Consider the following 17,610-nt stretch of genomic DNA (forward strand, 5'->3'; position numbering starts at 1 on the left):
CCGTGTCAACGGGGCGACTTGATATGCTTGCTTGTTTGGCCGCCTTAGCCTGACAACCCTGGAGTGTCTGGTTTGATCGTCTTCCGTTATCTGTCCCGCGAAGTTCTGCTGACCCTGAGTGCCGTGAGTGCGGTATTGCTGGTCATCATCATGAGTGGTCGTTTCGTCAAATACCTGGCCCAGGCCGCCTCGGGTGCCCTGGATCCGGGTTCGCTGTTCCTGATCATGGGCTTTCGCCTGCCAGGCTTTTTGCAGTTGATCCTGCCGCTGGGCCTGTTTCTCGGGATCCTGCTGGCCTATGGCCGGCTCTACCTCGAAAGCGAGATGACCGTGCTGTCGGCCACCGGCATGAGCCAGCAGCGCCTGCTGGCCATGACCATGGTCCCGGCCACCGGCGTGGCGCTGGTGGTGGCCTGGCTGAGCCTGAGCCTGGCCCCCCAGGGTGCCATGCAGTTTCAACTGGTGCTCAATAAACAGGACGCCATGACCGAGTTCGACACCCTCGAACCGGGTCGCTTCCAGGCCCTCAACGATGGCACCCGCGTGACCTATACCGAGCGCATGACCGATGATCGGGCCAACCTCGGCGGTGTATTCATCTCCGAGAAGCGCCTGGGCCAGGATAAGAAAGACCGTGGCATTTCCGTCTTGGTGGCCGATAGCGGGCGCCAGGAAGTGCGTCCGGACGGCAGCCGCTACCTGATCCTGGAAAACGGCTATCGCTACGACGGCAGCCCCGGCCAGGCCGATTACCGCGCCATCAAGTACGACACCTACGGGGTCATGCTGGCCCGGCCGGATGTGAGCAACGAGGTTACCGACCGTGATGCCATCCCGACCCTGGATCTGATCGGCAATAACCAATTGCGGGCAATTGCCGAGTTGCAATGGCGCATTTCCCTGCCGTTGCTGGTGTTTATCGTCACCTTGATGGCGGTGCCGCTGTCCCGGGTCAACCCGCGCCAGGGCCGCTTCCTCAAGTTGCTGCCGGCGATCCTGCTGTACATGGCCTACCTGACCATCCTGATTTCTGCCCGTGGCTCCCTGGAGAAGGGCAAGCTGTCGCCGACCCTGGGGTTGTGGTGGGTCCACGGCATCTTCCTGGTGATTGGCCTGGGCCTGCTGTACTGGGAACCGATTCGTTTGAAAATGCAGAGCCGTCGCGGCATGAAGGAGATGGCTCGTGGGTAAGTTGGATCGCTACATCGGTAGCAGCGTACTGGTCGCCATCCTGGCGGTATTGGGCATCATTCTTGGCCTGGCGTCGTTGTTTGCCTTCATTGATGAAGTGGGCAACGTCACCGATACCTATACGGTCACTGACGTACTGAGCTACGTAGCGCTGACCGCGCCGCGCCGCCTCTACGACATGATGCCGATGGCCGCGCTGATCGGTTGCCTGATCGGCCTGGGCAGCCTGGCCAGCAACAGCGAGCTGACCATCATGCGTGCGGCCGGGGTGTCCGTTGCCCGTATCGTCTGGGCCGTGATGAAACCCATGTTGCTGCTGATGGCTGCCAGCGTGCTGATCGGCGAATACGTGGCGCCACCGGCGGAAACCACGGCCCAGGCCAACCGTGCGCTGGCCCAGGGCTCGGGCGATGCCCAGAGTTCCAAGCGGGGCCTGTGGCACCGCCAGGGTGATGAATTCATTCACATCAACGCGGTGCAACCCGGCGGCCTGTTGGTCGGTGTCACCCGTTATCGTTTTGATGAAGAACGCCACATGCTGTCGTCGAGCTTTGCCAAACGGGCACAGTTCAGTGATAACCAGTGGGTGTTGAGCGATGTGACCACTACGCATTTCCGCAACCCTGGTAAAGGCACCGAGGCCAGCACCGAGGTGATCAACGAACCGACGCAGGCCTGGGACATCGCGCTCAAGCCGGAACTGCTCAATACGGTGGTGATGATCCCCGAAAGCCTGCCGATCTCCGGTCTGTGGAGCTATATCCACTACCTCAAGGAACAGGGCCTGAACAACGGTCGTTACTGGCTGGCATTTTGGGTCAAGGTGTTGCAACCGGTGGTGACAGCTGCGCTGGTGCTGATGGCGATTTCGTTTATTTTCGGCCCGTTGCGCTCGGTAACCCTGGGCCAGCGTGTATTTACCGGGGTATTGGTCGGTTTCACCTTCCGCATTGCCCAGGATCTGTTGGGGCCGTCGAGTCTGGTATTTGGCTTCTCGCCGCTGTTTGCGGTGCTGGTGCCGACCGGCATCTGTGCCCTGGCCGGGTTCTGGCTGCTGCGGCGGGCCGGTTGATCCGCCGTTGTTGAGCAAAAAATGCCCCGTTCGCAAGAGTGGGGCATTTTTGTTATTGGTCGCCAAAGATGACGTCTGGCCCGAGCATCAGGTACAATTCCCGGCTATTTTTCAGCGGGCAATCTGCCTGCAGCCTTTTTGAGTGTTGATCCGTGAGTGATTTGAGTCATATCCGCAATTTCTCCATCATCGCCCACATTGACCATGGTAAGTCGACGCTGGCCGATCGATTCATCCAGATGTGCGGCGGCCTTGCCGAGCGTGAAATGGAAGCCCAGGTCCTGGACTCCATGGACCTCGAACGCGAGCGCGGGATCACCATCAAGGCCCACAGCGTTACCCTGTACTACACCGCCAAAGACGGTATCAAGTACCAGTTGAACTTCATTGACACCCCGGGCCACGTCGACTTCACCTACGAAGTCAGCCGTTCCCTGGCGGCCTGTGAAGGTGCGTTGCTGGTAGTGGACGCGGGGCAGGGCGTAGAAGCCCAGTCCGTGGCCAACTGCTACACCGCTATCGAGCAGGGCCTGGAAGTCATGCCGGTGCTGAACAAGATCGACCTGCCACAGGCCGATCCGGACCGAGTGAAAGAAGAAATCGAAAAAATCATCGGCATTGACGCCACCGACGCCGTCGAGTGCAGCGCCAAGACCGGCCTGGGCGTCGACGAAGTGCTCGAACGCCTGGTCAAGACCATTCCCGCGCCAACCGGCAACTACGAAGATCCGCTGCAAGCGTTGATCATCGACTCCTGGTTCGACAACTACCTGGGCGTTGTGTCCCTGGTACGTGTGCGCCATGGCCGGGTGAAGAAGGGCGACAAGATCCTGGTCAAGTCCACCGGCAAGATCCACCTGGTGGACAGCGTCGGTGTATTCAACCCGAAACACACCGCTACCACTGATCTGAAAGCCGGTGAAGTAGGCTTCATCATCGCCGGTATCAAGGACATCCACGGTGCACCGGTTGGTGACACCCTGACGCTCAGCTCCACGCCGGACGTCGATGTGCTGCCAGGTTTCAAGCGCATCCAGCCACAGGTCTACGCCGGCCTGTTCCCGGTCAGCTCCGACGACTTCGAGGATTTCCGCGAAGCCCTGCAAAAGCTGACCCTCAACGACTCGTCGTTGCAGTACACCCCGGAAAGCTCCGACGCCTTGGGCTTCGGTTTCCGCTGCGGGTTCCTGGGCATGCTGCACATGGAAATCATCCAGGAGCGCCTGGAGCGCGAGTACGACCTGGACCTGATCACCACCGCGCCAACGGTTATTTTTGAGCTGTTGCTCAAAACCGGTGAAACGATTTACGTCGACAACCCGTCCAAGCTGCCGGATCTGTCGTCCATCGAAGACATGCGCGAACCGATCGTGCGGGCCAATATTCTTGTGCCGCAAGAGCACCTGGGTAACGTCATTACCCTGTGTATCGAAAAGCGTGGCGTGCAGCACGACATGCTGTTCCTCGGTACCCAGGTACAAGTGACCTATGATTTGCCGATGAACGAAGTGGTCCTGGACTTCTTTGACCGCCTCAAATCCACCAGTCGCGGCTATGCTTCGCTGGATTACCATTTTGACCGCTACCAATCGGCCAATCTGGTGAAGCTCGATGTATTGATCAACGGTGACAAGGTTGATGCCCTGGCGCTCATCGTCCACAAGGACAATGCGCACTACAAAGGTCGCCAACTGACCGAGAAGATGAAGGAACTGATTCCGCGCCAGATGTTCGACGTCGCGATCCAGGCCGCCATTGGCGGGCAGATCATTGCGCGGACCTCCGTCAAGGCACTCAGAAAGAACGTACTGGCCAAATGCTATGGCGGCGACGTGAGCCGTAAGCGCAAGCTGCTTGAGAAGCAAAAGGCCGGTAAAAAACGCATGAAGCAAGTGGGCAACGTGGAAATTCCACAAGAAGCCTTCCTTGCGGTGCTCAGGTTGGATAGTTAGGTCCTATGTCACTAAATTTCCCGCTGTTGCTGGTCATCGCCGTCGCCGTCTGTGGTCTCTTGGCGCTGCTCGATCTGCTGTTCTTCGCCCCGCGTCGTCGGGCGGCCATCGCGTCCTATCAGGGCAGCGTCAGCCAGCCCGATGGCGTGGTGATCGAGAAGCTCAACAAAGAGCCCTTGCTGGTTGAATACGGCAAGTCGTTCTTCCCGGTGTTGTTCATCGTGCTGGTGCTGCGCTCGTTTCTGGTGGAGCCGTTCCAGATCCCTTCGGGGTCGATGAAGCCAACCCTGGATGTCGGCGACTTCATCCTGGTGAACAAGTTTTCCTACGGGATCCGCTTGCCGGTGATCGACAAGAAAATCATCGAGGTGGGTGATCCGCAGCGCGGCGATGTGATGGTGTTTCGCTACCCAAGCGACCCGAACGTCAACTACATCAAGCGTGTGGTTGGCCTGCCGGGTGACGTGATTCGCTACGCCAGCGACAAGCGCCTGTTCGTCAATGGCGAGTCGGTGGCCGAGAAACTCATCGGCTCCGAGCCGAACACCCTGGGCAGCGCCGAGCTGTACGAGGAGAAACTCGGGGCGGTAGAGCACCAGATCCGCAAGGAAATGAGCCGCTACCGTTCGCCGCCCGACAACCAGTGGACAGTGCCTGCCGGGCATTACTTCATGATGGGCGACAACCGCGACAACTCCAATGACAGCCGCTACTGGGATGATCCAAGCATTCCCAAGGAGCTGCTGGGCATGGTTCCCGACCAGAACATCGTCGGCAAGGCCTTCGCGGTCTGGATGAGCTGGCCGGAACCCAAACTCAGCCACCTGCCGAACTTCTCGCGGGTGGGGCTGATCAAGTAATCCATGCGGCGCTGTGAACACAGCGCCGAATGCTTTTCTGGGGCTTGGACATTGGTCCGGCTTCGAGCAATACACAGCATTGCCAGGATTTGAATTTGAACACAGCGTTAATCGTCGATGGCCTTTGCCGCCACGTACTGAAAGTAGGTAAACCGTGAGCGTTTCTTTGAGTCGTCTTGAGCGTCAGCTCGGCTACACCTTCAAGGACCAGGAATTGATGGTCCTTGCCCTCACACACCGCAGTTTTGCCGGGCGCAACAATGAACGCCTGGAATTCCTCGGTGATGCCATCCTTAACTTCGCCGCTGGCGAAGCCCTGTTCAACCGCTTCCCCCTGGCCCGTGAAGGCCAGTTGTCGCGCCTGCGCGCGCGCCTGGTGAAGGGCGAGACCCTGGCCGTGCTGGCCCGTGGTTTTGACCTGGGCGAATACCTGCGCCTGGGTTCTGGTGAGTTGAAGAGCGGCGGTTTCCGTCGCGAGTCGATCCTGGCCGATGCCCTGGAAGCCCTGATCGGTGCGATCTACCTGGATGCCGGGATGGAAGTCGCCAAGGAGCGGGTCATGGCCTGGCTGGCGTCGGAAATCGACAGCCTGACCCTGGTGGATACCAACAAGGATCCCAAGACCCGCCTGCAGGAATTCTTGCAGTCGCGCGGCTGCGAACTGCCACGCTACGAAGTGGTGGATATCCAGGGTGAACCGCACTGCCGTGTGTTCTTCGTCGAATGCGAAGTCACCTTATTGAACGAAAAAAGCCGAGGTCAGGGTGTGAGCCGTCGTATTGCCGAACAGGTAGCGGCCGCTGCAGCACTGATTGCCCTGGGCGTGGAGAATGGCCATGACTGATTCAACCGCAACACGCTGTGGCTATGTTGCCATCGTCGGCCGTCCCAACGTGGGCAAGTCCACGCTGCTGAACCATATCCTGGGGCAGAAGCTGGCGATCACCTCGCGCAAGCCGCAGACCACCCGTCACAACATGCTGGGCATCAAGACCGAAGGCAACGTGCAAGCGGTCTACGTCGACACCCCGGGTATGCACAAAGGCGGCGAGAAAGCCCTGAACCGCTACATGAACAAGACCGCTTCGGCCGCGCTGAAAGACGTCGACGTGGTGATCTTCGTGGTCGACCGCACCAAGTGGACCGATGAAGACCAGATGGTGCTGGAGCGTGTGCAGTACGTCACCGGGCCGTTGATCGTCGCGTTGAACAAGACCGACCGCATCGAAGACAAAGCCGAGCTGATGCCGCACCTGAGCTGGTTGCAGGAACAACTGCCGAACGCCCAGATCATGCCGATCTCGGCCCAGCACGGGCACAACCTCGAAGCCCTGGAGCGCGTGATCGCAGGCTACCTGCCGGAGAACGAGCACTTCTTCCCGGAAGACCAGATCACCGACCGCAGCAGCCGATTCCTCGCCGCCGAGCTGGTACGCGAGAAAATCATGCGCCAGATGGGCGCCGAGCTGCCGTACCAGATCACCGTGGAAATCGAAGAGTTCAAGCAGCAGGGCAAGACTCTGCACATTCATGCGTTGATCCTCGTCGAACGTGACGGCCAGAAGAAAATCATCATTGGCGACAAGGGCGAGCGCATCAAGCGCATCGGCACCGAAGCGCGCAAGGACATGGAATTGCTGTTCGATTCCAAAATCATGCTTAACCTGTGGGTGAAGGTTAAGGGTGGCTGGTCCGATGACGAGCGCGCACTGCGCTCCCTGGGCTACGGCGACCTGTAATCAGTCTCCAGTCACATCGCAGGACAAAATGTGGGAGCGGGCTTGTGTGGGAGCTGGCTTGCCTGCGATAGCATCGCCTCGGTCTACTTGATACATCGAGGCGTCTGCATCGCAGGCAAGCCAGCTCCCACATTGGTTTATCGCTGTTCTTAAGTTCTGCGAAGAGACATTCATGTCCCAATCCCCACCCCCCAGCCAACCCGCTTACGTCCTGCACAGCCGCGCCTACCGCGAGACCAGCGCCCTGGTGGATTTCCTCACGCCTCAAGGCCGCCTGCGCGCGGTGTTGCGCAGTGCGCGGGGCAAGGCGGGCACGCTGGCGCGGCCATTCGTGGCGCTGGACGTGGAGTTTCGTGGCAAGGGCGAGCTGAAAAACGTCGGGCGCCTGGAAAGCATCGGCACCTCGGCCTGGCTCAATGGCGAGGCGCTGTTCAGCGGCCTCTACCTCAACGAGCTGCTGATCCGCCTGCTGCCCGCCGAAGACCCGCACCCTGCGGTCTTCGATCACTACGCCGCCACCTTGTTGGCCCTGGCCGAAGGCCGCCCGCTGGAGCCGCTGCTGCGCGCCTTCGAATGGCGCCTGCTCGACGACCTGGGCTACGGCTTCGAACTCAACAACGACTTGCACGGCGAGCCCATCGCGGCCGATGGCATGTACCGCCTGCAAGTGGACGCCGGCCTGGAGCGCGTCTACCTGCTGCAACCCGGTCTGTTCCAGGGCACCGAGTTGTTGGCCATGGCCGAGGCCGACTGGAGCGCCCCTGGCGCCCTGTCTGCTGCCAAGCGCCTGATGCGCCAGGCCCTGGCCGTGCATCTGGGCGGCCGGCCGTTGGTCAGTCGCGAGTTGTTTCGAAAGCCCTGACATCCCCGTGTATGCTGTGCGCCGATTCTTTCCCTTTTCAGGAGCGCTTCCGTGACCACCAGCAATCGCATTCTTCTTGGCGTCAACATCGACCACGTTGCCACCCTGCGCCAGGCCCGGGGCACCCGTTACCCTGATCCGGTCAAGGCCGCACTGGACGCCGAAGAAGCAGGCGCCGACGGGATCACCGTGCACCTGCGCGAAGACCGCCGGCACATCCAGGAGCGCGACGTGCTGGTGCTCAAGGACGTGCTGCAAACCCGCATGAACTTCGAAATGGGCATCACCGAAGAAATGATGGCCTTCGCCGAGCGCATCCGCCCGGCGCATATCTGCCTGGTCCCGGAAACCCGTCAGGAACTGACCACCGAAGGCGGCCTGGACGTGGCCGGCCAGGAAGCGCGGATCAAGGCGGCGGTCGAGCGCCTGTCGCAGATTGGCAGTGAGGTTTCGCTGTTTATCGACGCCGATGAGCGGCAGATCGAAGCCTCGCGCCGCGTGGGAGCGCCGGCCATCGAGTTGCATACCGGCCGCTACGCCGATGCCACCACCCCGACCGAGGTCGCCGACGAACTGCAACGCATCATCGACGGTGTGGCCTGCGGCTTGCGCGAGGGCCTGATCGTCAACGCCGGCCATGGCCTGCACTACCACAACGTCGAAGCCGTGGCGGCGATCAAGGGCATCAACGAACTGAACATCGGCCACGCGCTGGTCGCCCATGCGCTGTTCGTCGGTTTCAAAGGTGCGGTTGCCGAGATGAAAGCGCTGATCCTGGCCGCCGCCAAGCACTGACCGTCGATCAACCTGTAGGAGCGAGCTTGCTCGCGAAGGTCGTCAACGATGACGCGGGGAGTCTGGTTCCCCGCGCTGTTCTCAGGTTTTTCGCGAGCAAGCTCGCTCCTACGGGTTTCATGCGGCAATGCGAAGCCTTACTGTTTAGCCGGCGGGGGTGTATCGTATTTGCCCTTTGCGGGCCTTGCGCCCGCGCAGATACGTGAGGTTGTTGTGTCCCGATCCTTTTCCCGTCGACAAATCCTTGGTGGCCTCGCCGGCCTGGCAGTGGTGGGCGTCGGTGCCGGTGGCGCCTATCGCTACTGGCTGGGGAAAGTCGCGGACGCCAGCGTCGGGCGCGATTACGAGCTGATCGCCGCGCCCCTGGATGTGGAACTGGTACCGGGGCACACAACCCAGGCCTGGGCATTCGGCCCCTCGGCACCGGGTACCGAGTTGCGCGTGCGCCAGGGCGAGTGGCTGCGGGTGCGGTTTATCAACCACCTGCCGGTCGCCACCACCATCCACTGGCACGGCATCCGCCTACCCCTGGAAATGGACGGCGTGCCGTACGTTTCGCAATTGCCGGTGTTGCCCGGCGAGTATTTCGACTACCAATTCCGCGTTCCGGATGCCGGCAGCTACTGGTATCACCCCCATGTGAGCAGCAGCGAAGAACTGGGCCGCGGCCTGGTCGGCCCGTTGATTGTCGAAGAGCGCGAGCCCACCGGCTTCAAGCATGAGCGCACCCTGAGCCTGAAAAACTGGCACATCGACGAACAGGGTGAGTTTGTCGAATTCAGCATCCCCCGCGAAGCAGCCCGTGGCGGTACCGCTGGGCGCCTGTCGACCATCAACGGTGTACCGCAGGCGGTCATCGACCTGCCGGCCGGGCAAATCACCCGTGTGCGCCTGCTCAACCTCGACAACACGCTGACCTATCGCCTGAATATCCCCAATGTTGAAGCGCAGATCTATGCGCTGGATGGCAACCCTATCGAGCCACGGCCGCTGGGCAAGGACTATTGGCTGGGCCCGGGCATGCGCATTTGCCTGGCGATCAAGGCTCCGCCGGCCGGCGAAGAACTGTCGATCCGCAATGGTCCGGTGCGCCTGGGTACCTTCCGCTCGGTGGCCAATACGGATGCGCCCGGTGAGTGGCCGCCCGCCTTGCCGGCCAACCCGATTGCCGAGCCGGACCTGGCCAATGCCGAAAAGCTCAACTTCAATTTCGAATGGGTGGGCTCGGTCTCGGTCAATGTCGAGAACAGGCCGCCAAGCCTGTGGCAGATCAACGGCCAGGCCTGGGACATCACCGACAAGACCTGCGCCGACCGCCCGATTGCCAAGCTGGAACTGGGCAAGAGCTATATTTTTGAATTGAAAAACATGACCCAGTACCAGCACCCGATCCACCTGCATGGCATGAGTTTCAAGGTGATCGCCTCGAACCGCCACAAGGTCACGCCGTATTTCACCGACACCTACTTGCTGGGCAAGAACGAGCGCGCCCGCGTGGCGTTGGTGGCGGATAACCCTGGGGTGTGGATGTTCCATTGCCATGTGATCGACCACATGGAAACCGGCCTGATGGCCGCCATCGAGGTGGCGTGATGCGCCAGATTCGCCCGACGGCAATTATCGACCGCAGCCGCGACCAGGACTTCATGCGCGAGGCCCTGGCCCTCGCTGCCCAAGGCGCGGCCCTCGGTGAAGTGCCGGTGGGCGCGGTGTTGGTGCAGGACGGTGAAATCATCGGCCGTGGCTTCAACTGCCCTATCAGCGGCAACGACCCCAGCGCCCACGCCGAAATGGTCGCCATCCGCGCCGCCGCCCAGGCCATCAGCAACTACCGCCTGCCGGGCAGCACCCTGTATGTGACCCTGGAGCCGTGCAGCATGTGCGCCGGGCTGATCGTGCATTCGCGCATCACCCGGGTGGTGTACGGCGCACTGGAGCCCAAGGCCGGGATTGTGCAAAGCCAGGGGCAGTTCTTTACCCAGGGCTTTTTGAATCATCGGGTGTTGTATGAAGGCGGGGTGTTGGCCGAGGAGTGCGGGGCGGTGTTGAGTGAGTTCTTCAAGGCCAGAAGGGCCAAGCCCACGGCCTGAAAACACCATAAATCCCAATTTGGCAATCCAGTCTATGTGGGAGCTGGCTTGCCTGCGATAGCATCACCTCGGTCTGCCTGATACACCGCGGTGCCTGCATCGCCGGCAAACAGACTCCTACAGTGATGGGTTATTTCTTGGCGATAATCACCGCCCGCATCGGCGCCGGCAGCCCTTCAATCGTCTTGCTGTGATCCTCAGGGTCGAGGAAATCACTCAGCGACTGATACTTCATCCACTCCGTCCCACGTTGTTCCTCGACCGTGGTCACGCTGACATCCACGCAACGTACATCGCTGAAACCCGCACGGCGTAGCCACAACATCAGTGCCGGTACCGACGGCAGAAACCACACGTTGCGCATCTGCGCATAGCGGTCTTCCGGCACCAGCACCTGCTGCTGGTCACCCTCGATCACCAAGGTTTCCAGCACCAGTTCGCCGCCCTTGACCAGGCAATCCTTGAGTGCCAGCAAGTGCTCGATCGGCGAGCGGCGGTGGTAGAACACGCCCATGGAAAACACCGTGTCGAAACCTTCCATGTTCGGCGGCAGGTCTTCGAACGGGAAGGGCAGGTGCCAAGCGTTGGGGGCCGACAAGTAACGCTGTACCGCCTGGAACTGGCAGAAAAACAGCCAATTGGGATCGACGCCAATCACGCTGTCGGCACCGGCGCCGAGCATGCGCCACATGTAATAGCCGTTGCCACAACCCACATCGAGGATGCGCTTGCCTTTGAGGTTCAGGTGCGGCGCGACCCGTGACCATTTCCAGTCCGAGCGCCATTCGGTGTCCACATGCACCCCGAACAGATCGAACGGCCCCTTGCGCCACGGGCTCAGGCCCATCAGCGCGGCATGCATCTGCGTGCGGGTCGCGTCATCGCAATCGGTGTCGAGGGTCAGGCCATTCAGCAGGTCGATTTCGCTGGGCAGGATCTTGGGCAATGCGTCCAGCGCACTTTGCCAGCGCGCGAGGTCGCCATGGCCCTTTTCCATTTTTGCATCGAGTTGCGCTTGCACGCCTTGGGCCCAAACGGCCAGGGGAGTGCCGACCAGATGGCGGGCGAGGGGAGATAGATCAATCATGGCAAGGCAATCAACGAGGCAAAGTTAAGACACTGGAACCACGGCACGACTTTCGAGAACCCGGCCGCCAACAGGCGTTCGCGGTGTTCTTCGAGGCTGTCGGGCTTCATGACGTTTTCGATGGCGCTGCGTTTCTGGGCGATTTCCAGTTCGCTGTAGCCGTTGGCGCGCTTGAACGCCACATGCAGGTCGGTGAGCAGCGCATGCTCTTGGGGATCATTGAAGCGCAGTTTTTCCGAGAGAATCAGCGCGCCACCCGGCAGCAGCGCCTGGCGGATCCGCCCAAGCAGCGCCAGGCGTTCCTCAGGAGCGATGAATTGCAGGGTGAAATTCAGCGCCACCACCGAGGCAGGCTGGAACTGCAGGGCGAGGATATCGCCGTCGATCACCTCCACCGGCAACAGCTCCTGGAACATCGAGTCCTGGCCGTTGAGGTATTCGCGGCAGCGCTCGACCATCGCCGCCGAGTTATCCACAGCGATCACCCGGCAACCGTCGGTGCGCACGTGGCGGCGCAGGGCCTGGGTCACCGCGCCGAGGGACGAGCCCAGGTCATACAGCACGCTATTGGGCTGGGCAAACTGCGCGGCGAGCACACCGAGGTTCTCGACAATGGTCGGGTAGCCGGGCACCGAGCGCTTGATCATGTCCGGGAATACCCGCACCACGTCCTCGTTAAAGGCGAAGTCCGGCACCTGGGGCAAGGGCTGGGCGAATAGGCGATCGGGTTCTTTGCTCACGGCTGTTCCGGCGACAAGGGGAAAAGGCCGGCATTTTAGCCAACTTGCTCCTTGGATGCGCGGGTTGTCTGATGGAACGCCGATGCGGTGATCCCCCATTGCCCCAGCCAGTAGGTGATGATCAGCAAATACGGCGCGGCATCAAAGGTCACCACAAAGCGGTTGATGCCGATCAGCGTGTCGGAAAACACAAACAACGCCGCGCCAATGGCCGCCAGTTGTGCCGAGCGCTTGGGCACATCGCTGCCCAACCGGGCCAACGCACGCCAGAGCATGGCGCTGATCACCAGCGCATACACCACCACCGGAATCAACAAGTCGCCCAGGCCATGGGAAATCAGGATGCTCAGCAAGATCGCGCCCACCACCAGCGCCAGTATCAAGGCCGGCAGCGCTGCACGGCGGCAGTCGCTGAAATAGGCCTTGAGGTACGCCAGGTGCGCAAACAGAAACGCGCCGAGGCCAAAGATAAACAGGTCGCCGGGCCAGGCCAGCAACACATCGCCCACCAGTGAGAAAATCAACCCGAGGCTGATCCAGCGTCGATAGTCGCTGGGCGGCGCATCATGCAGCCAACCCAACATCGCCAGTACCGGCAGCGGCTTGACCAACAGGCAGAGCAATGTCGCGTGCGTGCTCAGGCCGTAGATAAAGGTACCCGCACCCATCAACGCAAGAATCATCCATGGCATATCAGTTCACCGTAATGGCGCAGTCAAAGGTGTCCACCGGATTCACTTCCGGGGCCCAGGGTTGTTGGGAGGTCAGGCGCAGGCGGCCATTACCGGCGGTAAAGGCCTGGAAGCGCCAGGTCGATTGCCCCGCGGCACCGACCACGCCGGCATCCTCGGGATTGCTGTAGACCTCGGGACTCAGGCTGCGCAGCACGCCGCCGGCCGAATCCTGGATCGCCCAGCGGTAGCCGGTGGTGGGGTTGCTGGGCAAGGTCAGGATCAGGTTTTGCCCGGTCTTGAGCACCAGCGGGCAGGCGCTCTGTTTTTCCACGGTGACGTTTTGCTTCGGTGCACTGGCGCAAGCCGCGAGCAGGGCGAGGCTTAACGGAAGAAGCAGGCGGACAGCGGTCATGAAGGCTCCGTTGATTGACGACGAAGGGCGAGCATAACCGAAGATGAGACAAGGTGTTACAGCAGGGTTTTGTGTTGAGGCGGCTGGCGCCATCGCGGGCAAGCCCGCTCCCACATTCGACCGCGTTCCAAAGGATGCACTCGGTCAAATGTGGGAGCGGGCTTGCCCGCGATGAGGCCAGTGCAGGCGCTACAGATCTATCAGAACAACACCTTCGCCACATCCGCAAAGCGCTTGGCAAAGTGCACCGTCATCCCTTCCTTCAGGTATTCCGGCAACTCTTCAAAGCTCCCGCGATTAGGCTCCGGCAGGATCAGTTCATGAATCTTCTGGCGCCGCGCCGCAATCACTTTCTCACGCACACCGCCAATCGGTAGCACATGCCCGGTCAGGGTCAGTTCACCGGTCATGGCCACGCCTTTTTTCGGCGCCTGGTTGCGTGCCAGCGACAGCAGGGCACTGGCCATGGTCACCCCGGCACTCGGGCCGTCCTTGGGCGTGGCGCCTTCCGGTACGTGCAGGTGGACGAAGGCTTCATCGAAGAACTTCGGATCACCGCCAAACGACTTCAGGTTGGAGCTGATGTAGCTGTAGGCGATTTCGGCGGATTCCTTCATCACTTCACCCAATTGCCCGGTGAGCTTGAAGCCGCGATTGAGCGTGTGGATGCGCGTCGCCTCGATCGGCAAGGTCGCGCCACCCATGCTGGTCCAGGCCAGCCCGGTAATCACCCCGGTGCCCGACAGCACTTGCTCGTTGCGAAACACCGGCATGCCCAGGGAGCCTTCCAGGTCCTTGTTGCCGATCTTGATCACCGAATCCGGCTCGTCCAGCAGCTTGACCACGGCCTTGCGCACCAGCTTGCCCAGTTGTTTCTCCAACTGGCGCACCCCGGCTTCGCGGGCGTAGCCATCAATCAGTGCGCGCAGGGCGCCGTCGGTGATGCTCAGGCTGTTCTTGGCCACGCCGGCCTTTTCCAACTGCTTGGGCCACAGGTGACGCTTGGCGATGGCGACTTTTTCTTCAGTGATATAGCCCGACAGGCGAATCACTTCCATCCGGTCCAGCAACGGGCCGGGGATTGAGTCCAGGGTGTTGGCGGTACACACGAACAGCACTTTGGACAGGTCCAGGCGCAGGTCCAGGTAGTGGTCGAGGAATTCGACGTTCTGCTCCGGGTCGAGGGTTTCCAGCAGCGCCGAGGCCGGGTCGCCCTGGAAGCTCTGGCCCATCTTGTCGATTTCGTCGAGCATGATCACCGGGTTCATCACCTCCACATCCTTGAGCGCCTGCACCAGCTTGCCCGGCAGGGCGCCGATGTAGGTGCGGCGATGGCCCTTGATCTCGGCTTCGTCGCGCATACCGCCGACGCTGAAGCGGTAGAACGGCCGGCCCAGGGACTCGGCAATGGATTTGCCGACGCTGGTCTTGCCCACGCCTGGCGGACCCACCAGCAGTACGATGGAACCGGCGACTTCGCCTTTATAGGCGCCGACGGCGAGGAATTCGAGGATGCGGCTCTTGATGTCATCCAGGCCGGCATGGTGTTTGTCCAGGACCTTGCGTGCGTGCTTGAGGTCGAGTTTATCCTCGCCATACACGCCCCATGGCACCGAGGTGGCCCAGTCCAGGTAATTGCGCGTGACCGCGTATTCCGGCGAGCCGGTTTCCAGGATCGACAGTTTGTTCAGTTCTTCATCGATGCGTTTCTGCGCCTGGGCCGGCAGCACCTTGCCTTCCAGGCGTTGCTCGAACTGCTCGACGTCGGCGCTGCGATCGTCCTTGGTCAGCCCCAGCTCTTGCTGGATCACCTTGAGCTGTTCCTTGAGGAAGAACTCGCGCTGGTGCTCGCCGATCTTGCGGTTAACTTCGGCGGAGATCTCCTTTTGCAGGCGCGCAACTTCCACCTCTTTGCGCAGCATCGGCAACACTTTCTCCATGCGCTTGAGCATGGGCACGCAGTCCAGCACTTCCTGCAACTCGTTACCCGTGGCCGAGGTCAGCGCGGCGGCGAAGTCGGTCAGGGGCGACGGGTCGTTGGGGCTGAAGCGGTTGAGGTAATTCTTCAGCTCTTCGCTGTACAGCGGGTTGAGTGGCAGCAGTTCCTTGATCGCATTGATCAGCGCCATGCCGTAGGCCTTGACCTCGTCGGTCGGCTCAGTGGGCTGGTGCGGGTATTCGACTTCCACCAGGTACGGCGGGCGATGGTGCTTGAGCCAGGTCTTGATGCGCACACGGGTCAGGCCCTGGGCGACGAATTGCAGCTTACCGTTTTCGCGGCTGGCGTGATGGACCTTCACCAGGGTGCCGTAGAGCGGCAGGGCGGAGGTATCGAAATGCCGTGGGTCTTCGGGTGGCGTGTCCATGAAGAACAGGGCCAGGGAGTGATGGTCGGATTTGCTTACCAGCTCCAGGGTCTCGGCCCAGGGCTCTTCATTGACGATCACCGGCAATACTTGCGCCGGGAAGAACGGTCGGTTGTGGATCGGGATGATATAGACCTTGTCCGGCAGGTTCTGCCCAGGCAGGGCGAGGCCGGTGTTGGACGACGGAGCTTGGGCGTTTTCGGGGTCGGCGTAGTCGTTGAGGTCGATATCGGGGAATTCTTGCTGGTCGCTCATGGGGCACCTGCATAGTGAAGTATGCAGGTTAGATGGGGCAGGTGAGCGGTGGTTTCAATGGCGCGGCGTGGTTAGCAACAAATTGCATGATATTAACCAACCTGTAGGAGCGAGCTTGCTCGCGAACAGCGCCAACGATAACGCGGGACTTCTGGATGCACGCGGCGCTCTCAGGTTTTTCGCGAGCAAGCTCGCTCCTACAAGTTGAACGCGGTAGGTCAGCTGATTTTGTGCAGGTAGGCGGGCAATGGCTGCTCCGGCAGCACCGACAACACCTTCAGCCGCTGCAACATGCGCTGGCGTGCCCGTTGCAAATGCTCGCGCAGGTTAAGTGCCGCCGCATCGAATGCCCCGTGCAGCAGCAGTTCCAGGATCAGCCGGTGTTCGGCGAGCATCGCCGGGTCTGCGCCGATCCCCAGCAAACGGTAGAAGATCCGGCTGATGATCATCGGGCTCTGGCCCTGGCGGATCAGCGCGGCGATCTTGCGGTTCTGCAGGCCCGCCAGGCAGTGCTGGTGCAGGTCGGCTTCGAGTTGTTCGATGTCTTCAAGGCTGCAATGGGCGCTGTTTTGCGCGTCGATCACCCGCTGCAACATGGCTTCGAGCACCTCGCGCGCCAGGCCCGGCGCACTCTGGCGCAAGGCTTCCGGCTCCAGGCAGGCGCGTAACTCGTAGTCTTCAGTGACTTCCCGGGCGGTCAGCGGGCCAGCCAGCCATTGCGAGTACGGCTCCTTTTCCACCAGGCCGCGGTCGCGCAGGCGCATCAAGGCTTCACGCACCACCGCGCGGCTGACGCCGTAATGATCGGCGGCGGCCTGTTCATCGAGGCGGTAGTGGCCGAAAGCAATGCAGGTGGACAGCGCCGCGCCGATTTCCTCGACGATCCGCTCACCCAGGGGCCGGGTGTCCACCAGTTCATCTTCGCCGTTCAGGCCCAGGTGTGCATGGCTCAGGGGCAGGCGCAGCGGCTCCAGGTCCAGGCCTTCGGGGTTGATCAGGTAACCCCGGCCATCGAAACGGCAGATCAACCCTTCCGTGTGCAGCAGGTCCAGCGCCTTGCGCACCGGCACGCGGCTGGTGCCGAACAGTTCGGCCAGCGGCGCCTCCAGCAGGACCAGCCCGTGGCGCGCGGTGCCGCTGACGATCGCATCACGCAACAACTGGTGAATCATCGCGTAGCGGGAGGCCGAGGCGGACACTGCTTTCATTGCTTTCTCTGAGGCATGTAGGACGGTGGCCGGGGATTCTCTCATAGATGCGCCTGTCACTCTGCGCCACATCGGCGGCACTTTTTTGGGGCCTGGAATGTTGGGGTGTTACCTTTCTGCACCAAAATGTATTTATTAATAAAAGATACATTATTTCATTGAAAGCCTATCGCGAATGCGGTGCAAGATTTTTTCCCGGACACAACACCATCTATCCCGTAGGTCTTGGCCATGTCGTCCGGTCCCGGGCTTGAGTACGCTGACAGGCTGGCACGAAATCTGCCTTTGTTAAATGTACATTTTATTA

General features: G+C 61.1%; 16 protein-coding genes and 1 pseudogene. 11 read left to right on the top strand and 6 right to left on the bottom strand.

The features are described 5' to 3' along the window. The first annotated feature begins 72 nt into the window (after window positions 1-72). The 10 genes from lptF to tadA all read left to right on the top strand — a co-directional run bounded on the left by lptF (window position 73) and on the right by tadA (window position 10,561). Entirely contained in the window at window positions 73-1,191 is a 1,119-nt protein-coding gene (gene lptF / locus KL786_RS01540) for an LPS export ABC transporter permease LptF (protein ID WP_215516502.1), read from the top strand. Next, entirely contained in the window at window positions 1,184-2,263 is a 1,080-nt protein-coding gene (gene lptG, locus KL786_RS01545; RefSeq protein ID WP_032859967.1) for an LPS export ABC transporter permease LptG, read from the top strand. Before lptF ends, lptG begins: the two co-directional genes overlap by 8 nt. Before the next feature lie 152 nt (window positions 2,264-2,415). Then, on the top strand, window positions 2,416-4,215 hold the full coding sequence (lepA, locus tag KL786_RS01550) for a translation elongation factor 4 (protein ID WP_032859966.1): 1,800 nt from the start codon (window positions 2,416-2,418) through the stop codon (window positions 4,213-4,215). 5 nt (window positions 4,216-4,220) lie between these two features. Next, window positions 4,221-5,075 carry a signal peptidase I gene (gene lepB / locus KL786_RS01555; RefSeq protein ID WP_215516503.1) on the top strand — a complete coding sequence of 285 codons (855 nt, stop codon included), beginning with the start codon at window positions 4,221-4,223 and terminating at the stop codon, window positions 5,073-5,075. A 154-nt stretch (window positions 5,076-5,229) separates the two neighbouring features. Further along, window positions 5,230-5,919 carry a ribonuclease III gene (rnc, locus tag KL786_RS01560; RefSeq protein WP_029297476.1) on the top strand — a complete coding sequence of 230 codons (690 nt, stop codon included), beginning with the start codon at window positions 5,230-5,232 and terminating at the stop codon, window positions 5,917-5,919. Further along, window positions 5,912-6,814, top strand: coding sequence for a GTPase Era (era, locus tag KL786_RS01565; RefSeq protein ID WP_029297473.1), 903 nt, complete (start codon window positions 5,912-5,914; stop codon window positions 6,812-6,814). The genes rnc and era overlap by 8 nt, the downstream gene beginning before the upstream one ends. A 172-nt stretch (window positions 6,815-6,986) precedes the next feature. After that, window positions 6,987-7,676, top strand: coding sequence for a DNA repair protein RecO (gene recO, locus KL786_RS01570; protein WP_032859964.1), 690 nt, complete (start codon window positions 6,987-6,989; stop codon window positions 7,674-7,676). Window positions 7,677-7,727: 51 nt separating this feature from the next. Beyond that, on the top strand, window positions 7,728-8,471 hold the full coding sequence (gene pdxJ / locus KL786_RS01575; RefSeq protein WP_032859963.1) for a pyridoxine 5'-phosphate synthase: 744 nt from the start codon (window positions 7,728-7,730) through the stop codon (window positions 8,469-8,471). A 213-nt stretch (window positions 8,472-8,684) separates the two neighbouring features. Further along, on the top strand, window positions 8,685-10,064 hold the full coding sequence (locus tag KL786_RS01580; RefSeq protein WP_215516504.1) for a multicopper oxidase family protein: 1,380 nt from the start codon (window positions 8,685-8,687) through the stop codon (window positions 10,062-10,064). Beyond that, window positions 10,064-10,561 (top strand): tRNA adenosine(34) deaminase TadA, encoded by a 498-nt coding sequence (gene tadA, locus KL786_RS01585; RefSeq protein WP_215516505.1) that lies wholly within the window; start codon window positions 10,064-10,066, stop codon window positions 10,559-10,561. Before KL786_RS01580 ends, tadA begins: the two co-directional genes overlap by 1 nt. 130 nt (window positions 10,562-10,691) lie before the next feature. On the opposite strand, the gene cmoB is transcribed toward tadA, so the two are convergent. The 5 genes from cmoB to lon form a co-directional block, all read right to left on the bottom strand. Beyond that, window positions 10,692-11,648, bottom strand: coding sequence for a tRNA 5-methoxyuridine(34)/uridine 5-oxyacetic acid(34) synthase CmoB (gene cmoB, locus KL786_RS01590; RefSeq protein WP_215516506.1), 957 nt, complete (start codon window positions 11,646-11,648; stop codon window positions 10,692-10,694). After that, entirely contained in the window at window positions 11,645-12,388 is a 744-nt protein-coding gene (gene cmoA / locus KL786_RS01595; RefSeq protein ID WP_029297461.1) for a carboxy-S-adenosyl-L-methionine synthase CmoA, read from the bottom strand. Before cmoA ends, cmoB begins: the two co-directional genes overlap by 4 nt. 35 nt (window positions 12,389-12,423) lie before the next feature. Then, window positions 12,424-13,080 (bottom strand): lysoplasmalogenase, encoded by a 657-nt coding sequence (locus KL786_RS01600; protein WP_032859959.1) that lies wholly within the window; start codon window positions 13,078-13,080, stop codon window positions 12,424-12,426. A 1-nt stretch (window position 13,081) separates the two neighbouring features. Further along, window positions 13,082-13,474, bottom strand: coding sequence for a protease inhibitor I42 family protein (locus KL786_RS01605; RefSeq protein ID WP_215516507.1), 393 nt, complete (start codon window positions 13,472-13,474; stop codon window positions 13,082-13,084). A gap of 200 nt (window positions 13,475-13,674) precedes the next feature. Then, on the bottom strand, window positions 13,675-16,095 hold the full coding sequence (gene lon, locus KL786_RS01610; RefSeq protein ID WP_215516508.1) for an endopeptidase La: 2,421 nt from the start codon (window positions 16,093-16,095) through the stop codon (window positions 13,675-13,677). 91 nt (window positions 16,096-16,186) lie between these two features. On the opposite strand from lon, the pseudogene KL786_RS29315 reads away from it, so the two are divergent. Then, window positions 16,187-16,297: pseudogene (locus KL786_RS29315) on the top strand (outer membrane lipoprotein carrier protein LolA); the annotation flags it as partial. A 16-nt stretch (window positions 16,298-16,313) separates the two neighbouring features. Here KL786_RS29315 and KL786_RS01615 read toward each other — a convergent pair. After that, window positions 16,314-17,303: a GntR family transcriptional regulator gene (locus KL786_RS01615; RefSeq protein WP_032859956.1), complete on the bottom strand. Its 990-nt coding sequence runs from the start codon at window positions 17,301-17,303 to the stop codon at window positions 16,314-16,316. Window positions 17,304-17,610 lie beyond the last annotated feature (307 nt).

The sequence above is a fragment of the Pseudomonas sp. TAE6080 genome, from assembly GCF_018732265.1.
Classification (GTDB): domain Bacteria; phylum Pseudomonadota; class Gammaproteobacteria; order Pseudomonadales; family Pseudomonadaceae; genus Aquipseudomonas; species Aquipseudomonas brenneri.